The organism is Bacteroides hominis (genome assembly GCF_033042785.2).
GTDB lineage: Bacteria > Bacteroidota > Bacteroidia > Bacteroidales > Bacteroidaceae > Bacteroides > Bacteroides hominis.
This window is the reverse complement of the sequence record NZ_CP178829.1, coordinates 4,354,558-4,374,749: the sequence shown is the minus strand read 5'-3', so window position 1 is coordinate 4,374,749 and position 20,192 is coordinate 4,354,558. Positions and strand designations below refer to the sequence as shown.

Sequence of the window (20,192 nt, the reverse complement as noted above, 5' to 3'; positions counted from 1 at the left end):
GTCAATGAACGGACAAAAACAGGAAACTATTGATAATTTTCCTATTTTATTCTCTTATAATCGGGAAAAAGAATACTTTTGTTATTGTAAAATAAGCATAATCTATGAAAGCATCTTCCAATAATCTTTTAAGCATCATAAAGGGACCACGACAGTTTGTGATTCCCATTTATCAGCGTACATACAGTTGGCAACTGGTTCAATGCAATCAATTGTTGAATGATATTTTGCGTATTAGCAACGATTCTGCCGTGCAGGGGCACTTTATCGGTTCTATCGTTTATTTTCAGGAGAGTATACATACAGTGTCCGATGTGCCTAAACTTCTGGTTATTGATGGACAGCAGCGCTTGACCACCGTCTCTTTGCTGATAGCGGCTATTGCCGATTTTATAAAAGAGAATGCAGTAGAGATAGATACCAGCTTCACTAAACTTCAGAACTATTATCTGATTAACCCGGAAGAAGATAATGAATTGCGGTATAAACTTCTGCTGACCCGCAGAGATAAAGATACCTATATAAATTTATTGAAGGGGATTCCTCAGTCCGAGGGGATGTCACAACGCATCATTGAAAACTATGACTTCTTTAAAAGTAAGATAAACAAGGAGAATGTGGTAGCTATTTATAGCGGGGTACAGCGACTGTTTGTTGTGGATGTGGCTCTTGAAAAGGAGAAGGACAACCCACAATTGATATTTGAAAGTATGAACAGTACGGGACTTGATCTATCACAAGCCGACTTGATTCGCAATTACGTGCTGATGGGACAAGAAGTTCACTTGCAGACCTCACTTTATGAATCTTATTGGTATCCTATGGAACAAGGATATGGTAGTGAATATGCGGCGCTGTTTAATAGCTTCATGCGCGATTACTTATCAGTGAAGACAGGCACCATTCCTCGTATCGATATGGTGTACGATGCTTTCAAGGCCTATGTGATAGGGGGTAAAGCTCCCGATACGATCAGCGAAGTAGTCAAAGACATTTATACTTATTCCGGATATTACGTCAACATGGTGCTTCACAAAGAGCCGGATAAGCAGCTTTGCGGGGCTTTCAAACGCATCAGCCAGTTGAGGGTTGACGTTAGTTACCCGTTTTTATTACCGTTGTACAACGATTATGTCAACGAAGTTATCAGTAGGGACGAGTTCTACGAAGCTCTTTGTCTGGTTGAGAATTATGTGTTCAGACGCGCCATTTGCGGCATACCGACAAATAGCCTGAATAAGACGTTCGCTACTCTCTATAAGTCATTCGATAAAGCGAATTATATGGATGGCCTGAAAGCTGCATTCCTATTGCTGGATAGTTATAAGCGCTTTCCGAACGATACGGAGTTCACTACTTTCCTACAAACCAAAGATGTTTATAATTTCCGTAACAGGAACTACCTTTTAAATCGGTTGGAAAATTTTCAGCGTAAGGAGATGGTGAATATTTCTGATTATACCATCGAGCATGTCATGCCCCAAAATCCTAATCTATCACACGAGTGGCAAGAAATGTTAGGGGAAGGTTGGGTAGAAGTCCAGGGTAAATATTTACACACACTTGGTAATCTGACTCTGACTGGTTATAATTCGGAATTGAGTGATCGTCCGTTCCAAGAAAAGAAGAGTATGGAGGGAGGTTTCGACGATTCTCCTATTCGCCTCAATTCATATCTGAGGAAAATCAGTTCGTGGAACGAAGAGCAGATACTTGTGCGTGCAGGGCAATTGGCTGAGAAAGCTAAAGAAATATGGAGATTTCCGTTATTATCGCCGGAGACACTCGAAGTTTATAGATCTGCGGAGAGAGATTCTGCAGAGTATACGTTGGAGCACTATGAATATCTGAAAGGGGACATACTTACTCTGTTTCAGGCTTTGCGCAGAAGGATCATGAATATAGATCCTTCCGTAAAGGAGGAACTCAAGAAGTTGTATATTGCCTTTAAGGCTTATACTAATTTTGTGGATGTCGTGCCTCAGAAATCCCGGTTGCGTCTTTCTCTAAATGTAGCATTTGCAGATATACTTGATCCAAAAGGTTTGTGCAAAGATGTATCCAACTTGGGACGATGGGGCAATGGCGATGTAGAAGTCGGTATTTCGAATATGAATGAATTGGATGATATCATGGAGTTGATTCAACAAGCGTTTGATAAGCAAATGGAAGCGAACTGATTGTTTTTGTGCGTGATGTAGTCTGCTATGAATAACTTTTGTTCGGCATGTATTTAAATATGTTGGGCAAAAGTTATTTTTTAATTTCCGGATAGGTGGTTTGCTTTTGTATTAGTCGTGTCGGTTTTTGAATGCAATAAGGAAGGCTTTGGTGCTTTTAATTCTGTATTTTGATAGATATACTAAAAATCCTCTGTTTTCTTTGATAAAACAGAGGATTATATAAAATTATTATTAATATCTGCGGTGCGTACGGAAGATGAACCTTAGATTTATTCTTCACGTACTCAATATCTTAGCAAGTTCTTAATTCTTTCTCCCACTAATAACCCCACGTGTGCAATTCTTTAGATTGCTTGGTGTTGCGGTGGTTGTTTGAGTTAGGGCAAAGATACAATTAAAAAATGAAATTGCTATATAGTAGATACAAAATGAAGAAGATAATCGAAGAGGGTTATTATATGCCACCTCCGTTTGCTTCCTAAACGGTATGAGTATTGAAAATATAGAAAAATATTGGCTGCTAGGATATTAACATGACGAAAAGATATATGTGGATGGTGCAATCAACGTTTTATTAAAAATATACTTTCCGAGAAATCACATTATAATCAAAATATGGATTTAAGTATTGAATGGTGTCGAAAGCTGGGATAACTTTGCTAAAAATCAGTATTATATCGTTTCATTCCAATATTTTCATTACTTTTGCAAGTAAGTCTTAAAAACTCAATGTTATGATCAAATGTATATACTGTAATTTAGAATTGCCGGAACATGCCAAATTTTGCCCCAAATGCTTGAAGCAAATTGTCTGTTTTGAATGTAATTCCATTTTGTATAAAGATTCTTCCATTTGTATTTCATGTGGAAAGCCTGTGCAAAATAAAGACAACACAAACGCCGCTGTCAATAATATAGAATTTACTGAAAACGAGAATGGTAAATCTTTTAAAGCATCCTTTACTGACACTGTTGCAGGTAATGTGGTTGAAACATTCGCTCAATTACTTCCGTTAAATAAATATGATACAAGTAGGTCTCTTACTGCACACAGTAACAAGTCTAATATAGATTATATTGAAGATGCAGAAAGCATTGAATTACAGGAAACGACTCCTGAAAATAAGATTAAAAAGACAAAAGAGACTAGAGATAATAGCCCTGTGCTGAATAAAATTTTTAAAAACAAAGATGGTGATATCTCCATTTATGATCCCCGGATCAAAGCCTCTTCTAAGTCGGACTTTATTGGGCGTATAACATTGTTGTTTCTTTATTATAAAGAAGTTTTTGGTTCATCAGAGGTACAAAGAAGTGAACTTAACACATTGCTTGAAAAAGCAAACTTACTGGATGCTACTATCCGAGTATTTTTATCTAAGAATCCAAATTTAATCGAAAATAATCAAACATATTTGGAATTAAGACCTGAAGGGAAGGAAAGGGCAGAAAAAATCCTCTCAGAATTTGAAGATGAGAGTATTCCTAATGGTTGGGAGCTAAAAAGTAACGGGAAAAAGAATGTCCAAATAAAAGATGAAAATAAAGATTTGAACAAAACAAAATCTCAGAAAAAATTACTCACCTATCAGATTGTTCAATCATTAAATCTAAAACCTAAAGACAAAAAAAGCCTAATTGATTTTTGCAAAGAGCATTCTCCAAAAAATAATTTTGAACACAACCTATTATTTGTTTATTATTTAGAGAAAATACTCAATGAAAAACCGATAAGCATAGAGTGTTTGTATACATGTTATAAGGAAGTCGGGCAGAAGGTTCCAAAAAATTTATATCAAAGTATTGTAGATACAAAAAAGAATAAAGGTTGGATTGAATCTTCTGATATGGGAAATATCTTTGTATCTGTCATTGGAGAAAATTATGTAGAACACGATATGAAAAAATAACAGTAAATGGCTTTTGATATTTTTTTAGAGCAAATCCCTGAACTAGGTAATACTTCTGCGTCTCAGTTAATTTGTTTTTTTGGATACTATATTATTGACATTCAGAAAAAGGAGTCTTTCTTCCCTAAAGATATAGATAACTGTTTTCAAATGGCACAAATATCTCCATATTCAAACATACCTTCATTTTTATCGACTAAATCAAAGGGGAAAAATAGTATTTTTATAAAGAATAAAAATGGGAGTTATACTTTACAACGAAAACTTCGAGAAGAAATAAATGTAAAGATAGGATTACCTAAAAAAACGGTTCCTTCCAATAACCTTTTTCCTACAGAATTATTAATCGACACTCGTGGATATATTCAAAACATTGCAAGTCAAGCAATACTTTGTTATGACTATGGATTATATGACGCATCTCTTGTTATGATGCGGAAATTAATAGAAACTTTGGTAATAGAATTATTTGAATTTGAAGGAATATCCGAAAAAATAAAAAATAAAGATGGTTATTTTTTATATCTCTCAGATTTAATTGACAAATTACAATCAGAGAAAAAATGGAACTTAAGTAGAAACACTCAACAAAGTTTACCTAACATAAAAAAATACGGAGATTTAAGTGCCCATAATAGGCGTTTTAGTGCTAAAAAAACTGAAATGGAAAAATTAAAATATGACTTAAGAATTGTTATTGAAGAGCTTGTCCATTTAATAGATTACCCCAGTCGAAAATGATTTTTCTTTTTTTATTTAATATACCCGCTTTACTCTGGAAATAGTAAAAGCAATACTTTTAGCGGAAATACTGCGCAAAGCGTAAATGTGAGGATTTATTCTAAAAACCGTAGGGCTTGGTTTTGGGGGTGCGTACGGAAGATGAGCCTTAATTCTATTCCTCACTTACTCAATATTTAGCAAGCTTTTAATTCTTTCTTCCACTAATAACCCCACGTGTGCAATTCTTTAGATTGCTTGGTGTTGCGGTGGTTGTTTGAGTTGGTGCAAATATAGTAATATTTAGAATGTAATTCTGCTTTTAGGCAAACTAATCTTCAATAAGTTGTTCAGTTTCCTTTAGCTTATTCTTGGTGATGTCTGCACACATTCTTAATATGCTTTCATTATCTTTCTTAATTTGCTGTTTTTGATGTTCATCAAGGGAATTATCTTCATCTACGCTAATATTAGACTGTTTAATTATACATTCAACAGCTTTATCTACTGTTGTAGATTTTATTTGAGATTTATATCCCATTGCATTAATAATAATAACATTTAAAAATTCAGCGCATTCAGGAATGCGAATGAAAACTTTTAAACGTTTTCCCATGTTTTGCGATTGTATATCTTTATTTTTAGACAGAATATCTATAAACAAATCTACTATGGTGAGATTTTTATTTTCCATTTTATTACTATTATATGATATTTACTTATTGAATAAACCTAACCTTTGAGCAAAATTTACAGCCTCAATCGAATTATTGGCTTTTAGCTTTTGCAATATATTTTGTCTATGAGTATTCACCGTATTGATGCTAACTTTCAAAGTGTTTGCTATCTCTTTACTTAACAAGCCTTGCTTCATCAAACGCAAAACCTCCAACTCTCTATTTGTTAAAGGTTCATCCAATGTATCAGATAAATCTATAAAAATCTGTTCTCCAGTTTTAAAGTTATATAGGTGGCTTTTAATAATTTCTGGTTCGTGGCTTGCGTCAACATCAATAACCGATAACATAAGCCAAACATTGCCTGACTTATCTAACTCAACAATCTGTTCCTGCTCTATTATACGGATATATTCACCTCGTAGATTTCTCACCCGCATTTCATGAATGGCTTTATAGTTCATTTTTTCTTCATTGGAGAACGAACTCAATATTGAATAGATTTTCTTTCTTACAAGTAATCCGTAGTATATATCATCCGGATGTATAACCTCTACTACTGGCTGATGCCCGTCTATAAAAAATCTATGGGAATCAAGCCCATATAATTCAGGAATGTTATCAGAAACAAATACGAATTTGTTAGTGTAGCAATCAAACGCCAACACAATACTATGCGTAACTTCCGAGAGTTTTTTCCAGTCTTTTTTCCTTTCTTCGAGAATGGAATAGTCTACCTCATCAAGTAGTATGTTTGATGTCGGAAGTAAGTTTATTATTTGCTTCTCAATTTCCTCAATTATCATATTTTGGTAAATGTCTAATTATTAGATATTTGAAAGCAACCTCATTATAAATGACTATTGTCTTTAGAACCTATTGCTTCTATCTTTGCACAAAGATAATGAAATCAGTATAAGTATAAGATAAATAGATGTTTAATATTTTAATTCATGTAGTATGATAAAGAAAATTTGTTTAATGACACGTAGCGGAAAAGAGGTTATAGGACGGAGAGTAGTTGTTACTTCTGAGTTTGAAGCTAACAGGGAAAATATTTGGTGTAAAATTCAGGATATTGATACCTTAAGAGAAATTTGTAAGCCAAAAGCCAGTTTTATATCTTATGATAATACTTCTCCTACTTGGAAAGAAGGAAAATCTTTTTGCTTTAAAATGTTCCTACATGGATTTATTCCAGTAGGAAAACATACAATAAACGTAATCAAAATGGATAAAAGCACAGGAGAGATAGTAACAAATGAGTATAATAAAAAGGTGACTATATGGAATCATTATATCAACATGGAAGATGTTTCTCCTAATGTAACAAGATATACAGATATGGTCGATTTATATGCAGGTGGTTTAACAGCTCTTGCCGCTTGGTGGACGCTTAAATTTTATAAGCATAGGCAGAAAAAATGGCAGAAGATAGCAAAAAACTTATAAAACAATTACATATTGTCTTCTAAGAAAGATTATGCCAAAATGGGATTTAACAGAAAAGCAAATATATAAATTGCTAAAGCATCCTTGCCAAAAGGAAAAAGCTGTAATAGAAGAAATAACTTCTGCATATCTTGAATTTGTTGAAGATTTATTCGATTATCTCAATAGAGGGCATGATAATAAAATACGTATCAGGCAATTAAATATGAGTTATATAGATTTCGGAACAATAAAAGCATTAGAAGAAACTTCTCCTACTGAAAATAGTAAACTGAAAATTATATATCTTGATAAACTCTTGTCTTTAATAAATATGGAACAAGAACTAATCTATCGCCAAATGGAATATCCAAAATTTTTCATCAATATAGAATCTGATTGGAAATCTCCATTCTACTTAAACAATGAGGTTATTAAAATCGTAGATATAATGGAATTGGTTTGTGGTATTTTTTACATCAAAGATGGAATAGTTCGGATTGATAACAAGGACATCTTTTTAAGTGATGTTGCCCGGATTTTTGAAAAGATGTTCAACATTAATTTTGGAGATATATACAAAAAAGAAATTGCGGTTATCAAAAGGAAACCTACTAAAATAACAGAATTTTTAGATAGTTTGAAAGTTGCTATCATAAAAAAGAGTAGAGATAATGGTTATAACCATTTGTAAAAAGGAATTTTCTGTTATACTGATAATCAGCGTACTACAAATTATTTATGGGGGATTAGGTGTACCATTCCCCCATTTTCTTTGCTTCCCTTTTCCGAACTTTGCTTCATCAATCGATTGGTAAGCATTAGTGTATAACCTGAAAAATGAAGCAATATGTATGTAAATAGTTACGAGGACTGGATGCAAAAGCTACTTGATAAACTGGAAGAAGTAGGCAAAGATGTAAAGAGTTTGCAAACCAACCCAGAAGTAATGCCGAATGACAAACTTTTGGATAATCAGGATTTATGCCTGTTGTTCAAAGTCAGTACCCGGACATTACAGAGATTAAGAAGCAAGAAACTGCTGCCCTTTATGATGATTAGCGGAAAAGCCTACTATCGGGCTTCCGATGTGCGAAAGTTCATAAAGGAACGGTTCGATGTGGGTACGCTCCGAAAGTTCGAGAAAGAACACGGAGCGAATAAGTAAGAGTGAAATTCATCCCGGAGCTGTACACGTGGCAGTTCCGGGATGTTTTTTCTTTTGGCAAGCCTGTATTACTTCCCTGCTGATATAATCCCCTCTTCCTTATAAGATGCTTCAAACCGTTTGGTAAGCGCAATAATCTGCTGGTTCGTCTTTACCAGTTCAACAGTGTACTGTTCCAGTTTGTAAAGCAAGGCAAGTGCTTTCTTTTCCGCAAAATTGGAATGCAGTTCTTTCACCGTTTGGTTATACAGTATGCCTATGCTCCTGAATTGTGAAAACAGTTGGGAGAGTTGGATGTAATAATCTACCTTGCTTTTATCAATCCTAAGCACCTTAAACGATTTCCCGAAAATACAGTTCTTAATGAAATGCGCCTTTACCTTGTACCCTGACTGGTCGTAAAAGGCTAAGAACTTGGCGTTCTCCACATCGTCCAAATTAAGAGAATAGCGGTGTGTTCGTGGGTCAAGTTTGGGCTTGCGCCCACCTTTGTTAAATGGCTTCTTTTTCTGTTCCATAATGATAATTATTTACTGGTTTTACGACTTTGGAGTAAAACCAACCACCTTTTAAGGTGGCAAGGTTTTGAGGCACAAAAAGCGAAGTGCGGACCTCAAAACACAACTTGCTGTTATCATGTGATAACAAAAATCTTCCCTATGGTCAGATTGCAAAAGCAAGCGGTTTGGCTTCCTCCTATGTCTGTTTGTCGGTTACAAAATTACAGACAGCAATTTACCCCTGAAATATGCCCTATTATGCCAAATGGGGACAGAAACGGACAAAGTAACCCCATTTTTAAAAGCATCTGTTTTTACCCCTTCTTTTGCTGAAAATTGATTGAATGGTGGCAATATATAAGACAGTCAAACAAGGTCTGAATATAGTTTAAACCATGCTTGAAAGCTGTTTAAAGACATGGTAACATTGCTATAAAACGGGCTTGCTTCCTTTCAATCGGTCTCAAAATCAATCAACCTATTTATAAACCATTAAAATTTGAAGGCATGGAAAAAGAAAAACAATCATTACAGGAAACAGCAAGCAAGGAACGGGAAAACTATAAATCGGTGTTCCTTAAAAAACGGTCAGTTTGCAACCGTCAAAGTGTGTACATAAGCGGAGAAATACAAAAACGTATCACGCAGATTGTAGGAGTGATTACGGGCAAACAGGTAAGCATCGGAAATTTCATTGATAACGTACTAGAAGAACATTTGAATATACACAATGATGTTCTTTCGGCTCTCTACCGGGAAGAAATGCAAAAAGGAATATTCAACCAGCCAAAAGAGAAAGACGTATGAATATCGTAACTATTGAGGAACAGACTTTTAAACAGGTGTGCGGGCGATTCTCTGGTTTCGTCAGTCAGGTGGAACGGATTTGCAAAGAGAATACCCACCAGCCGGACAAATGGCTGTCAGGTCGTGAAGTGTGCGCCCTACTCGGTATCAGCATCCGAAGTTTGCAGAACTACCGGGACAGTGGCAAACTGGGTTACTCCCAAATCGGTAACAAACTGTACTATAAATCTGCCGACATACAAAGATTGATTGCTGAATGTACGGAAAACAAGAAAACAAATCATATATCAAAAAAATAAATAAAGATGGTCTTATGGAAAAGAAAGAAGAAAATAATACGGAAATGAAGCAGTCATTCAACTTGTCTGCCATTGTCGGAATATGGGAAAGTATAAATCTTCATCCTACGGTGATGATATACCAAAGTGGAAAAAAGTATCTCCTTTCGATGCTTCATGTATCGGATAACGGACAGGCGAAACCAGCCGTTTACGAGATACAAAAGGAAGATAGCCGTTACTTCATCGTTTCAGCCTTTAAACGGCTTTATATCGGCTATGACAGGGTAAAAGACTGCCTTTCTATTTCTTATTATGGCGAGTATTTGCGTAACTGACAGATGATGTATGTCAATCATTCAAACCAATTATAAATCAATAAAACGATATGGTAATATGGAACTGATAAACGGCAACAGTGAGATAATTAAGGATTTCTTTCAGGCTATGGAAAGAATGTTAGATGGTATCGGTAAACTGGCAAAGGAAAGTAGACCGAATTTGAACGGTGAAAAGTTTCTAAGCAACCGGGAAGCATCCAAATATTTAAAAGTAAGCATCCGCACGCTGCAAGAATGGAGAGATACGGGCGTTATCCCGTACATTCAGATAAAAGGCAAAATAATCTACCGTCAAAGCGATATAGAACGGCTTTTGCAGGCCTACTACAACAAGGAACGGCAGGAATGACCTACCATCCTTAAAAAACACATTTTTTCCGAAACTGACTAAGAACATTAACTCTATCAGTGTAGTAGTCCGTCTGTGCAAACCCGTAGGGCTTGGGCTTGCACGGACGGAATACGGAGCTTACCTTTGTTAATGTTTTAGCCTAATTTGAAAAAATCAAACTGGATGATTTTTAATTATTAAAACACTATTTTTTTTGTCTTCTCCCATTCGTGGCAACACTTCACTGCATATATTGATAAACTTAACAATCTGGTTATCAGAAATGAATACATGCTTGAAATGTCGTATTTGAACTTTCTGAAAATCAAAATTTTTTCGATAATGTTGCACAATCCATTTGCATAGACAATATTTTATTGGAAAATCATATTTAAAACTATAATATATAGTATTTAAAATGCACAAAGGGATATTAGGATTCTCATCAAAAACAATATCCATAGCATGATTTTTATAAAATTGCAGAAAATGTTTATCGTAAATAAATTTCTCTCTATTATAATCATATGTAATAGCTGAAAAATTGAAAAACGCAGTATTGATCAAGCTATAAGGGGTATCTCTTAGTTGTAACTTTTGAACTCCCCACGTATTTTTAATATCCCAAGCATCAACAGTTAGTTGTCCGATTTTAACTTTATATCCACCAAAACTATTTTTTTCAAGTTGTATATGATTCCAATATTTTTTTGGTAAAATCAATTTATCTATATTTCGGACTACAATATCTAAATCACGATTTTCTAAATATCCTAATAGAAAATTTCGAATTACTCCACTAAATATATAAATATCCGTCTGCAAAGCAATTAAATTCAATAATTCCCACGTTTTTTGATCCAACAAAAACTCTTTCAAATATATTTTAAAAGAATATGCTTGCTGGTCGATTTTTTGTTTTATATTATTATATTCGCTGTCCACTTATTTTTTGATAATGATCTAATGCAAATTTATCAGTCATACAAGCAACGAAATCACGAATAAGACGGAATCGTTCCTCTACCGTAAAATCACAAACATCAAATTTATCATATAGTTTATCTAAATCGTCTATTTTTATATCTTTTCCATATTTATTTTCAAAATCTTCATCTGCACAATACTCTTCCCAATGCTCATGTAAAACAGTCATAAATATAGAACGGGAGAATAGAGATTTCCCTCTATCACGATAATTTTTATCTGTATGAAATAGAAGTCTTATATACGAATTTAATATCCCAACAATTACTGCATCACCAGTTATTTCTAAGGAAGTTATCTCTCTCTTAGATAATATCTTCTTCTTTGAAAAATCTTTTAAGGCTTTTGCAATTCCATCGTTATCTTCGATCAACTCCTTATTATATGTTCCCTCCTCTATCTGCTCCAAATTTTGAACGAAGTTTTTAGTAGCAACTCCCATTAAGTGAGTTAATAAGATAGTCCGATAGCTAACCCATTCTTTCTTAGATGAAATATTATCTCCTTGTGTTGTTCGCAAATTATCGTCTAGCTTCTCTTTTATTTCATCTGATATATAAGGGTCATTAGCAATCTTGTCTTTTACGTCATTCAAGGTTAACCATTGTTTTTGATTAGCGTCTTCAAGATCCATCACTAAATAGCAAATAGAATCTGCTGCTTCCATCAAAAACGCTAATGGATGGCGCTTATACATACCATTTGACTGTTCCAATTTACAATATTTAGCTATATCATCTAAAGTTTTTCTTTCTGTAAAAAAAACTCCATGTTTATGAAGACTTATTTTATCATTTTCATCTTCTGTTTTTATAGGAATGCCATAATTAGGGTATTTTAAGGTAGAAGCCAAGGTAGAGCATGTAAGGTTTAGTCCAAATAAATCACCTAAATATTGGAGCTTGGTAAGAATTCTAAATCCTTCTGCATTCCCATCAAATTCAACATAATCTTGAATTAAATTTTTATTATTTAGAAATGTTTTAAAACCATATTCCTTTTTTTGTTTTCTTCTTGTGTTAATGTCCTTCCCAGTGTCTTTTTCCCACTTCCCAATATAGTTTGTATACCTAACTCCCTTAATAACATATTTACTTAAAGAACTGCCTATATTTTCATTTTCAATTCCGCATTTAATATCTTTAAACAATTCTGAGAAGTAATTTTGTATAACCTGTTCTCCAAAATGTCCAAATGGGGGATTTCCAATGTCGTGAACCAAGCAAGATGTTTTCAATATAGGATCTATCTTACGCAAAATTTCCTCACTAGTTAATTGCGTCTTTTTCTTAAACTCGTCATTGCCACTTAGATATATAGCGAAAGACAAACCAATATTCATCACTTCCATTGAATGTGTTAAACGTGAGTGAATATTATCATCTGACGTCAAAGGGAATACCTGGGTTTTGTCATGCAATCGCCTAGAGGCAGAACTAAATATAACACGCCCAAAATCGCTTTCAAATGGATTTCGATTGTCTGTATTTTCAGATAAAACAGCACGTTGGTTATCAACCCGTGATGGTCTAAGTCTCTGAGTACTTAGTAAATCATTTTTCCAATTCATATTTTAATAAATAGAATATACTTTTAGCATAGATAATCCGTATTTTATTAGGAATATTATTCCACCAATGACAAAAATACTGTTTTTTGTGTGAATATCCAAGACATCTAATCTTTTTTTCATTAACAACCAAAGCATTTCTCTACGTTCACCATATCTCGCATGATAGAGCTATCTAAAACTTTTGCATAATGCTGTGTCATTCTGATATTGGAATGTCCCAAAATCTTAGATACATTTTCCATTGATACATCATTGGCGAGAAAAACTACGGTAGCCGCAGTATGGCATGCAACATGCGTAGTTAGGCGCTTGGTAATGCCGCATAAATCAGCGATTTCTTTTAAGTAGGCATTCATGCGCTGATTACTGATTACAGGCAAAAGTACACCTTTCTTTATACACTCTATATTATCTTCATATTTCCTCAATATCCTTTGAGGAATAGACAAAACAGGAATGTTACACATCTGACTGGTTTTCTGTCGTGCCTTGCGTATCCACAAAGCACCGTTATTGTCTTTTATTAGGTGTTCACGGCTTAACTGTTGTACATCCACGAAAGCAAGTGCGGTGAAACAGCAAAAAACAAAAATGTCCCTTACCTGCTCCAATCGTTTGATAGTAAATTCCTTGTTCATGAGAATATCCAGTTCCTCACGTGAGAGGAACTCTACATTTACTTCCTCCTGCTTGAAGTGGATGCCGTAAAACGGGTCTTTCTTTATCCAGTCGTTAGCCAAAGCAATACGAACAACTTTTTTCAAGTTCTTCAAATGTTTCAATGCGGAATTGTTTTGGCAATGCTTCTCTGTTTTCAGCCAAAAATCAAAGTCACGGATAAACTGTCCATCCAGTTCTGCCAACATTATATCATCACGGTGGTAATTACTGCGAATATATTCTTTCAGGCGGTTTATGGAAGTATCAAACTTGGTAACTGTGCTTTCCGTATATTCTTTGCCAATCAGGGCACGACATTTTTCGTTATGCTCTGCATACACTTCCAGCAAGCTGCGCTGTACCTTATCCCGTCCGTAGAAACAATCCTTTATTATATCGGCTGTTATCGGTTTGTTGTCTATTTCCAGTTCACGGTGTATCTGCAATACTTTGGCACGAACCGTATTGATATAGTGGTTTAATTCTGCGGCTACACGGTCTTTTCCTTTGGAACATTCCTTTTTCTGATTCCATAAATCGATGGGAATGCTCCGTTTAATCATAACTTCGGCTACTCGCTTGTTTACGGTGATGCGCATACAGATAGGAGCTTCACCGTTTTTCAGAAGTTTCGCTTTCTTGATGATGAACAATACGCTTAGTGTGTTTCTTTTCACTGCTCCCATAATTCTTTGTTTTTTAAGTGGTACAAAATTAGTTTGCTACACTCAAAAACCAGCTACGCAAAAAGCTGACAATCAAAGACAAATGCGTCAATTCGTGGGAGCAAAAACAGCTTTCAAAAAGTCCCACGAATAAGCCACGTGAGAACTGCTTAAAACCACTATTTTTTGCCGAAGCGCAGAAAAAGAAAAAGCTCTGAAATCCTTGAATTTCAGAGCTTTGCTTAATTTTGCTATTTGCTTTCGCGGTGCGTACGGGACTCGAACCCGTGACCCCATGCGTGACAGGCATGTATTCTAACCAACTGAACTAACGCACCAATTTTATTTTTTTTTATTAAGATTTGAGATGCGGTGCGTACGGGACTCGAACCCGTGACCCCATGCGTGACAGGCATGTATTCTAACCAACTGAACTAACGCACCAGTATTTCATTTCTTAATCGCTATCTCTCTCGATTGCGGTTGCAAAGGTAGGCATTTTTCCGAAACCTGCAATAGCTGAACGAAAAGTTTTTTGAAAAAAATGAAGCGGTTTTGGCTTAGTTCCTCATTTTTAAGTCATTTAGTTTGAAAAAAAAGTGTGAAAAAATAATAGTGTAATTGGTCTCCTGTTTTCCTTCTGTTTTCCCTTTCGGATAATACTTATTCGTTTTATATGCCGAAAATCTTTCTATCTGTTATAAATCTATCTTTTAATTCAAACTTCTTGCTCCGATTTTTCGTGGTTTTGCAATAATTCGTTATTTTTGCGGACTAAATGTAGTACATTAAAATGAAAGTAGCAGTTATCAAATATAATGCAGGTAACATCCGTTCTGTGGACTATGCATTGAAACGCCTGGGAGTGGAAGCGGTGATTACCTCTGACAAAGAGGTGTTGAAAGCCGCTGATAAAGTGATCTTTCCCGGGGTGGGGGAGGCTGAGACTACTATGCTTCATCTCAAAGAGAGTGGTATGGACCGTTTCATTAAAGAACTCCGCCAGCCGGTATTGGGCATTTGTCTGGGCATGCAGCTGATGTGTCGTTTCTCCGAAGAGGGGAACGTCGGTTGCCTTGGGATTTTCGATACCGACGTGAAACGTTTTGTGCCCCGGAAACACGAGGATAAGGTACCCCACATGGGATGGAATACCATCGGTCAGTTGAAGAGTGACTTGTTCAAAGGATTCACCCGTGATGAATTTGTTTATTTCGTACATAGTTATTATGTACCCGTCAGTGAGTTTACGGCTGCCGAGACCGATTATATCCACCCTTTCAGTGCCGCTTTGCATAAAGATAACTTCTATGCCACCCAGTTTCATCCCGAAAAAAGTGGGGTGGCGGGTGAGAGAATTATAAAGAATTTCCTGGAGCTCTGATTCCCCCGGAAGTTTAAACCGTTAATTGAGAACAGACAGATGATAGAATTAATTCCGGCCATTGATATTATCGACGGAAAGTGTGTACGCCTTTCCCAGGGAGATTATGATAGCAAAAAGGTATATAATGAAAACCCGGTGGAGGTTGCCAAGGAGTTTGAGGCCAATGGTATCCGGCGTCTGCACGTTGTGGATCTGGATGGTGCTGCTTCACATCATGTGGTCAACTACCGGACACTCGACCTGATAGCCAGCCGCACTTCGCTGATTATCGATTTCGGCGGTGGGCTGAAGAGCGACGAAGACCTGATAATCGCTTTTGAGAACGGGGCGCAGATGGTTACCGGCGGCAGTATAGCCGTCAGGAACCCTGATGTGTTTTGTCGTTGGATAGACCGTTACGGCAGTGAAAAAATCATTCTGGGCGCCGATGTCAAAGATCATAAGATAGCTGTCAACGGTTGGAAGGACGAAAGTGACTGTGAACTTTTCCCTTTTCTAAAAGATTATACGAAAAAGGGCGTTGAAAAGGTGATCTGTACCGACATCAGTTGTGACGGTATGCTGGCCGGACCTTCCCTCGAACTATATAAGGAGATACTGACAGAGCATCCCACCCTTTATTTGATAGCCAGTGGTGGAGTGAGCAGTGTGGCCGACATTGAAGCGTTGCACGAAGCTGGGGTGCCTGCCGTCATTTTCGGCAAGGCTCTTTACGAGGGGCGTATCACTCTTAAAGAGCTTCAGGCATTTATTTAACCACAGGGTAATGCGGAGTTTTACAGAGTTCTGTTTTCTCTAATCGTTGCACTCTTTGGAGTTCTGCGTAATTTTGTGGTCAACCATTAATCAAACGTAAAATCGTAAATATAGAATCGTGTTAGCAAAAAGAATTATACCTTGTCTCGATATCAAAGACGGGCAGACCGTGAAAGGGACGAATTTCGTAAACCTCCGCCAGGCCGGTGATCCGGTAGAATTGGGGCGTGCCTATAGCGAGCAGGGAGCCGACGAACTGGTGTTTCTTGATATTACCGCCAGTCATGAAGGGCGTAAGACTTTTGCCGAACTGGTCCGGCGGATTGCTGCCAATATCAGTATTCCTTTTACCGTTGGGGGAGGGATCAACGAACTGAGTGACGTAGACCGCCTGCTTAATGCCGGTGCCGACAAAATTTCCATTAACTCTTCCGCCATTCGCAATCCGCAGCTGATAGACGATATTGCCAAGCATTTCGGGTCACAGGTATGTGTGCTTGCTGTAGATGCCAGACAGACCGGAAACGGATGGAAGTGTTATCTCAACGGTGGGCGTATCGAGACTGACAAAGAACTGATGACGTGGACCAAAGAAGCTCAGGAGCGCGGAGCCGGTGAAGTGCTGTTTACCAGTATGAACCACGATGGAGTGAAGACCGGATACGCCAATGAAGCCCTGGCGGAGCTGGCTTCCCAACTCTCCATACCCGTTATCGCATCGGGCGGAGCAGGCCGGATGGAGCACTTCCGCGATGCTTTTACACTTGGTAAAGCAGATGCCGCACTGGCAGCCAGTGTTTTTCACTTCGGAGAAATTAAAATTCCCGAATTAAAATCGTATCTTTGCGGCCAGGGAATTACCGTCAGGTAGAAAGCGCGAGCTGAGGTTGAAGATTAAAAAACTGTGTAGAAACGAATCAAGTTCACCACAGAGTAACACAGAGGACACAGAGAATATTTTTCTCTTAGACATCCTAATAAACAAGAGATTAAAACTCTGTGTCCTCCGTGTCCTCTGTGGTGAACCCAAATCAAAACTATAATAAATAAGAACCATGGATTTAGATTTTGATAAAATGAACGGACTCGTTCCGGCTATCATACAAGACAACGACACCCGCAAGGTGCTGATGCTTGGCTTCATGAACAAGGAGGCTTACGAGAAAACTGTTGAAACCGGGAAAGTAACCTTTTTCAGCCGTACCAAGAACCGTTTGTGGACTAAAGGCGAAGAGAGCGGTAACTTTCTGAATGTCGTGTCTATCAAAGAAGATTGTGACAAAGACACTCTGCTGATTCAGGTAAATCCGGTCGGTCCGGTATGCCATACCGGAACTGATACTTGTTGGGGAGAGAAGAACGAAGAACCTGTCATGTTCCTCAAGTTGCTGCAGGATTTCATTGACAGACGTCACGAAGAGATGCCCGAGAAGTCCTATACCACCAGCCTGTTCGAGTCCGGTATCAACAAGATTGCCCAGAAGGTAGGTGAAGAGGCGGTAGAAACCGTGATCGAAGCCACCAACGGCACAGACGACCGTCTGATCTACGAAGGTTCCGATCTGATCTATCACCTGATTGTATTGTTGACTTCCAAAGGATACCGCATCGAAGATCTGGCACGCGAATTGCAGATAAGACATAGCGACTCATGGACGAAACACTGATTCACTATACCGACGTAGAGATACATCAGCAGGAACTCTGTGTGCTGAGCGATGTCAATCTGCAACTGCACAAAGGTGAGTTCGTTTACCTGGTGGGTAAAGTAGGCTCCGGCAAGACCAGTCTGCTCAAGACCTTCTATGGTGAGCTTGATGTGGCTTCCGGCGAAGCCGAAGTGCTTGGTTACCGGATGACATCCATCAAACGCAAGCACATTCCGCAGTTGCGGCGCAAGCTGGGCATTGTCTTTCAGGATTTCCAACTCCTCACCGACCGTACAGTGAACGACAACCTTGAATTCGTGCTTCGCGCTACTGGGTGGAAGAATAAACAAGAGATCAGGGAGCGCATCGCTGAGGTGCTCAACCTTGTCGGGATGGAGAATAAGGGCTATAAACTGCCTAATGAACTTTCGGGTGGCGAGCAGCAACGCATCGTGATAGCGCGTGCCGTGCTCAACTCGCCGGAGATTATCTTAGCGGACGAGCCTACCGGGAACCTCGATGTGGAGACTGGAAAGGCCATTGTCGAACTGCTGCACAACATCTGTCAGGCGGGATCATTGGTAGTGATGACCACCCATAATCTCCAGTTGGTTACCGAATATCCCGGACAGGTATACCGGTGTGCCGAACACCGCATTGTCAATGTGACGGACGAATTTGTGAAAAGAGAAAATAATTAATATACATACTAATTTTAACACAGTAACGAAAATGAAAGTTTTAAAGTTTGGAGGAACTTCCGTAGGCTCTGCACAGCGGATGAAGGAAGTGGCCAAATTGATTACCGATGGTGAAAGAAAGATTGTTGTCCTCTCGGCTATGTCGGGCACAACAAACACATTGGTGGAGATTTCCGACTATCTGTACAAGAAGAATCCGGAAGGTGCCAACGAGATTATCAATAAGCTGGAGGCTAAATATAAACAGCATGTTGACGAGCTTTACGCTACTGAGGAGTATAAACAGAAAGGGTTGGAGATCATAAAATCTCATTTCGACTATATCCGTTCGTACACCAAAGACCTCTTCACCCTGTTCGAAGAGAAAGTGGTGCTGGCACAGGGCGAGCTGATCTCTACCGCTATGGTCAACTACTACTTGCAGGAGTGTGGCGTGAAATCCGTATTGCTTCCGGCTTTGGAGTATATGCGTACAGATAAGAATGCGGAACCCGATCCTATCTATATTAAAGATAAACTTCAAGCACAACTGGAACTCTATCCGGATGCTGAAATTTACATCACCCAAGGCTTCATCTGCCGCAATGCTTATGGCGAGATTGACAACTTGCAGCGTGGTGGAAGCGACTATACCGCTTCACTGATCGGTGCCGCTATCCGTGCTTCCGAAATCCAGATCTGGACCGATATCGACGGTATGCACAACAATGACCCGCGCATTGTCGACAAAACAGCACCGGTGCGCCAGCTGCATTTTGAAGAAGCTGCCGAGTTGGCCTACTTCGGTGCCAAGATTCTGCACCCCACCTGTATTCAGCCTGCCAAATATGCCAACATTCCGGTCCGCCTGCTGAACACCATGGACCCTCTTGCGCCGGGCACACTGATCTCCAACGATACGGAAAAAGGTAAGATCAAAGCAGTAGCTGCCAAAGACAATATTACTGCTATCAAGATCAAGTCGAGCCGTATGCTGCTTGCTCACGGTTTCCTCCGCAAGGTGTTCGAGATCTTCGAGAGCTACCAGACTTCCATCGATATGATCTGTACGTCGGAGGTAGGAGTTTCCGTATCTGTCGACAATACCAAGCACCTCAACGAAATCCTGGACGACCTGAAGAAATACGGTACCGTTACAGTCGACAAAGACATGTGTATCATCTGCGTCGTAGGCGACCTGGAGTGGGAGAACGTAGGTTTCGAAGCCAAAGCGCTCGATGCTATGCGCGACATTCCCGTGCGTATGATTTCGTTTGGCGGTAGCAACTATAATATTTCCTTCCTGATTCGTGAGTGCGACAAGAAGGTTGCTTTGCAGTCGCTCAGCGATATGCTGTTCAACGGCAAATAGAAATGAATTAGGTTCACCACAGATTGCACAGATTAACACAGAACTTTTAATCTCGAAATATCAACGAGATAAATTGTTAATCTGTGAAAATCCGTGTAATCTGTGGTGATTCCAACT

The 20,192-nt window shown here is 38.1% G+C and carries 22 protein-coding genes and 2 tRNA genes; 16 read left to right on the top strand and 8 right to left on the bottom strand.

The window, feature by feature from the left end; genetic code table 11:
- Nucleotides 1-104 precede the first annotated feature (104 nt).
- The 3 genes from R3O62_RS18560 (at nt 105) to R3O62_RS18550 (ending at nt 4,834) form a co-directional block, all read left to right on the top strand.
- Nucleotides 105-2,180, top strand: coding sequence for a DUF262 and DUF1524 domain-containing protein (locus R3O62_RS18560; RefSeq protein WP_005807282.1), 2,076 nt, complete (start codon nt 105-107; stop codon nt 2,178-2,180).
- Nucleotides 2,181-2,917: 737 nt separating this feature from the next.
- Nucleotides 2,918-4,093 carry a zinc ribbon domain-containing protein gene (locus R3O62_RS18555; protein ID WP_005807281.1) on the top strand — a complete coding sequence of 392 codons (1,176 nt, stop codon included), beginning with the start codon at nt 2,918-2,920 and terminating at the stop codon, nt 4,091-4,093.
- A 6-nt stretch (nt 4,094-4,099) separates the two neighbouring features.
- A complete protein-coding gene (locus R3O62_RS18550) occupies nt 4,100-4,834 on the top strand; it encodes a hypothetical protein (RefSeq protein ID WP_005807279.1) in 735 nt (244 codons plus the stop codon).
- Between the two features lie 310 nt (nt 4,835-5,144).
- Here R3O62_RS18550 and R3O62_RS18545 read toward each other — a convergent pair whose 3' ends face one another.
- Entirely contained in the window at nt 5,145-5,507 is a 363-nt protein-coding gene (locus R3O62_RS18545; RefSeq protein ID WP_005807277.1) for a hypothetical protein, read from the bottom strand.
- Between the two features lie 21 nt (nt 5,508-5,528).
- Complete coding sequence (locus R3O62_RS18540; RefSeq protein ID WP_005807273.1) at nt 5,529-6,296, bottom strand: LuxR C-terminal-related transcriptional regulator; 768 nt, start codon at nt 6,294-6,296, stop codon at nt 5,529-5,531.
- Between the two features lie 154 nt (nt 6,297-6,450).
- On the opposite strand from R3O62_RS18540, the gene R3O62_RS18535 reads away from it, so the two are divergent.
- The 3 genes from R3O62_RS18535 to R3O62_RS18525 all read left to right on the top strand — a co-directional run bounded on the left by R3O62_RS18535 (nt 6,451) and on the right by R3O62_RS18525 (nt 8,089).
- A complete protein-coding gene (locus R3O62_RS18535; protein WP_032537994.1) occupies nt 6,451-6,942 on the top strand; it encodes a hypothetical protein in 492 nt (163 codons plus the stop codon).
- 31 nt (nt 6,943-6,973) lie between these two features.
- Complete coding sequence (locus R3O62_RS18530; RefSeq protein ID WP_005807270.1) at nt 6,974-7,615, top strand: RteC domain-containing protein; 642 nt, start codon at nt 6,974-6,976, stop codon at nt 7,613-7,615.
- 156 nt (nt 7,616-7,771) lie between these two features.
- Nucleotides 7,772-8,089 carry a helix-turn-helix domain-containing protein gene (locus tag R3O62_RS18525; protein WP_005807266.1) on the top strand — a complete coding sequence of 106 codons (318 nt, stop codon included), beginning with the start codon at nt 7,772-7,774 and terminating at the stop codon, nt 8,087-8,089.
- A 68-nt stretch (nt 8,090-8,157) separates the two neighbouring features.
- Here the strand turns inward: R3O62_RS18525 and mobA are convergent, their stop codons facing one another.
- Entirely contained in the window at nt 8,158-8,607 is a 450-nt protein-coding gene (gene mobA, locus R3O62_RS18520; RefSeq protein WP_005807265.1) for a conjugal transfer protein MobA, read from the bottom strand.
- Nucleotides 8,608-9,096: 489 nt separating this feature from the next.
- On the opposite strand from mobA, the gene R3O62_RS18515 reads away from it, so the two are divergent.
- From R3O62_RS18515 to R3O62_RS18500, 4 genes are read left to right on the top strand one after another with little or no spacing between them, the layout of a single operon-like run.
- Nucleotides 9,097-9,396, top strand: coding sequence for a DUF3408 domain-containing protein (locus tag R3O62_RS18515; protein WP_005807263.1), 300 nt, complete (start codon nt 9,097-9,099; stop codon nt 9,394-9,396).
- Nucleotides 9,393-9,695, top strand: coding sequence for a helix-turn-helix domain-containing protein (locus R3O62_RS18510; RefSeq protein ID WP_005807261.1), 303 nt, complete (start codon nt 9,393-9,395; stop codon nt 9,693-9,695). The genes R3O62_RS18515 and R3O62_RS18510 overlap by 4 nt, the downstream gene beginning before the upstream one ends.
- A gap of 14 nt (nt 9,696-9,709) precedes the next feature.
- The gene (locus R3O62_RS18505; RefSeq protein WP_005807259.1) at nt 9,710-10,012 is read left to right on the top strand and encodes a DUF3876 domain-containing protein; all 303 of its coding nucleotides are present in this window, start codon (nt 9,710-9,712) and stop codon (nt 10,010-10,012) included.
- Between the two features lie 58 nt (nt 10,013-10,070).
- Nucleotides 10,071-10,364 carry a helix-turn-helix domain-containing protein gene (locus R3O62_RS18500; RefSeq protein WP_005807256.1) on the top strand — a complete coding sequence of 98 codons (294 nt, stop codon included), beginning with the start codon at nt 10,071-10,073 and terminating at the stop codon, nt 10,362-10,364.
- Nucleotides 10,365-10,520: 156 nt separating this feature from the next.
- Here the strand turns inward: R3O62_RS18500 and R3O62_RS18495 are convergent, their stop codons facing one another.
- The 5 genes from R3O62_RS18495 to R3O62_RS18475 form a co-directional block, all read right to left on the bottom strand.
- Entirely contained in the window at nt 10,521-11,291 is a 771-nt protein-coding gene (locus tag R3O62_RS18495; RefSeq protein ID WP_005807254.1) for a hypothetical protein, read from the bottom strand.
- On the bottom strand, nt 11,275-12,903 hold the full coding sequence (gene dgt, locus R3O62_RS18490; RefSeq protein WP_269110037.1) for a dGTP triphosphohydrolase: 1,629 nt from the start codon (nt 12,901-12,903) through the stop codon (nt 11,275-11,277). The genes R3O62_RS18495 and dgt overlap by 17 nt, the downstream gene beginning before the upstream one ends.
- Nucleotides 12,904-13,025: 122 nt before the next feature.
- The gene (locus R3O62_RS18485; protein ID WP_250708359.1) at nt 13,026-14,252 is read right to left on the bottom strand and encodes a site-specific integrase; all 1,227 of its coding nucleotides are present in this window, start codon (nt 14,250-14,252) and stop codon (nt 13,026-13,028) included.
- 243 nt (nt 14,253-14,495) lie between these two features.
- A tRNA-Asp gene (locus R3O62_RS18480) sits at nt 14,496-14,569 on the bottom strand.
- A 32-nt stretch (nt 14,570-14,601) separates the two neighbouring features.
- Nucleotides 14,602-14,675, bottom strand: a tRNA-Asp gene (locus R3O62_RS18475).
- A gap of 349 nt (nt 14,676-15,024) precedes the next feature.
- Here R3O62_RS18475 and hisH point away from each other — a divergent pair.
- The 6 genes from hisH to R3O62_RS18445 all read left to right on the top strand — a co-directional run bounded on the left by hisH (nt 15,025) and on the right by R3O62_RS18445 (nt 20,075).
- Nucleotides 15,025-15,615: an imidazole glycerol phosphate synthase subunit HisH gene (gene hisH / locus R3O62_RS18470; RefSeq protein WP_005780065.1), complete on the top strand. Its 591-nt coding sequence runs from the start codon at nt 15,025-15,027 to the stop codon at nt 15,613-15,615.
- Nucleotides 15,616-15,654: 39 nt separating this feature from the next.
- On the top strand, nt 15,655-16,374 hold the full coding sequence (hisA, locus tag R3O62_RS18465) for a 1-(5-phosphoribosyl)-5-[(5-phosphoribosylamino)methylideneamino]imidazole-4-carboxamide isomerase (protein WP_022011221.1): 720 nt from the start codon (nt 15,655-15,657) through the stop codon (nt 16,372-16,374).
- Nucleotides 16,375-16,492: 118 nt separating this feature from the next.
- Nucleotides 16,493-17,245, top strand: a complete 753-nt coding sequence (hisF, locus tag R3O62_RS18460) for an imidazole glycerol phosphate synthase subunit HisF (RefSeq protein ID WP_005807011.1) — start codon at nt 16,493-16,495, stop codon at nt 17,243-17,245.
- Nucleotides 17,246-17,429: 184 nt separating this feature from the next.
- Nucleotides 17,430-18,041, top strand: coding sequence for a bifunctional phosphoribosyl-AMP cyclohydrolase/phosphoribosyl-ATP diphosphatase HisIE (gene hisIE / locus R3O62_RS18455; RefSeq protein ID WP_005780060.1), 612 nt, complete (start codon nt 17,430-17,432; stop codon nt 18,039-18,041).
- The gene (locus tag R3O62_RS18450; RefSeq protein WP_005780058.1) at nt 18,026-18,724 is read left to right on the top strand and encodes a cell division ATP-binding protein FtsE; all 699 of its coding nucleotides are present in this window, start codon (nt 18,026-18,028) and stop codon (nt 18,722-18,724) included. Before hisIE ends, R3O62_RS18450 begins: the two co-directional genes overlap by 16 nt.
- Before the next feature lie 31 nt (nt 18,725-18,755).
- Nucleotides 18,756-20,075, top strand: a complete 1,320-nt coding sequence (locus R3O62_RS18445; RefSeq protein ID WP_005807007.1) for an aspartate kinase — start codon at nt 18,756-18,758, stop codon at nt 20,073-20,075.
- Nucleotides 20,076-20,192 lie beyond the last annotated feature (117 nt).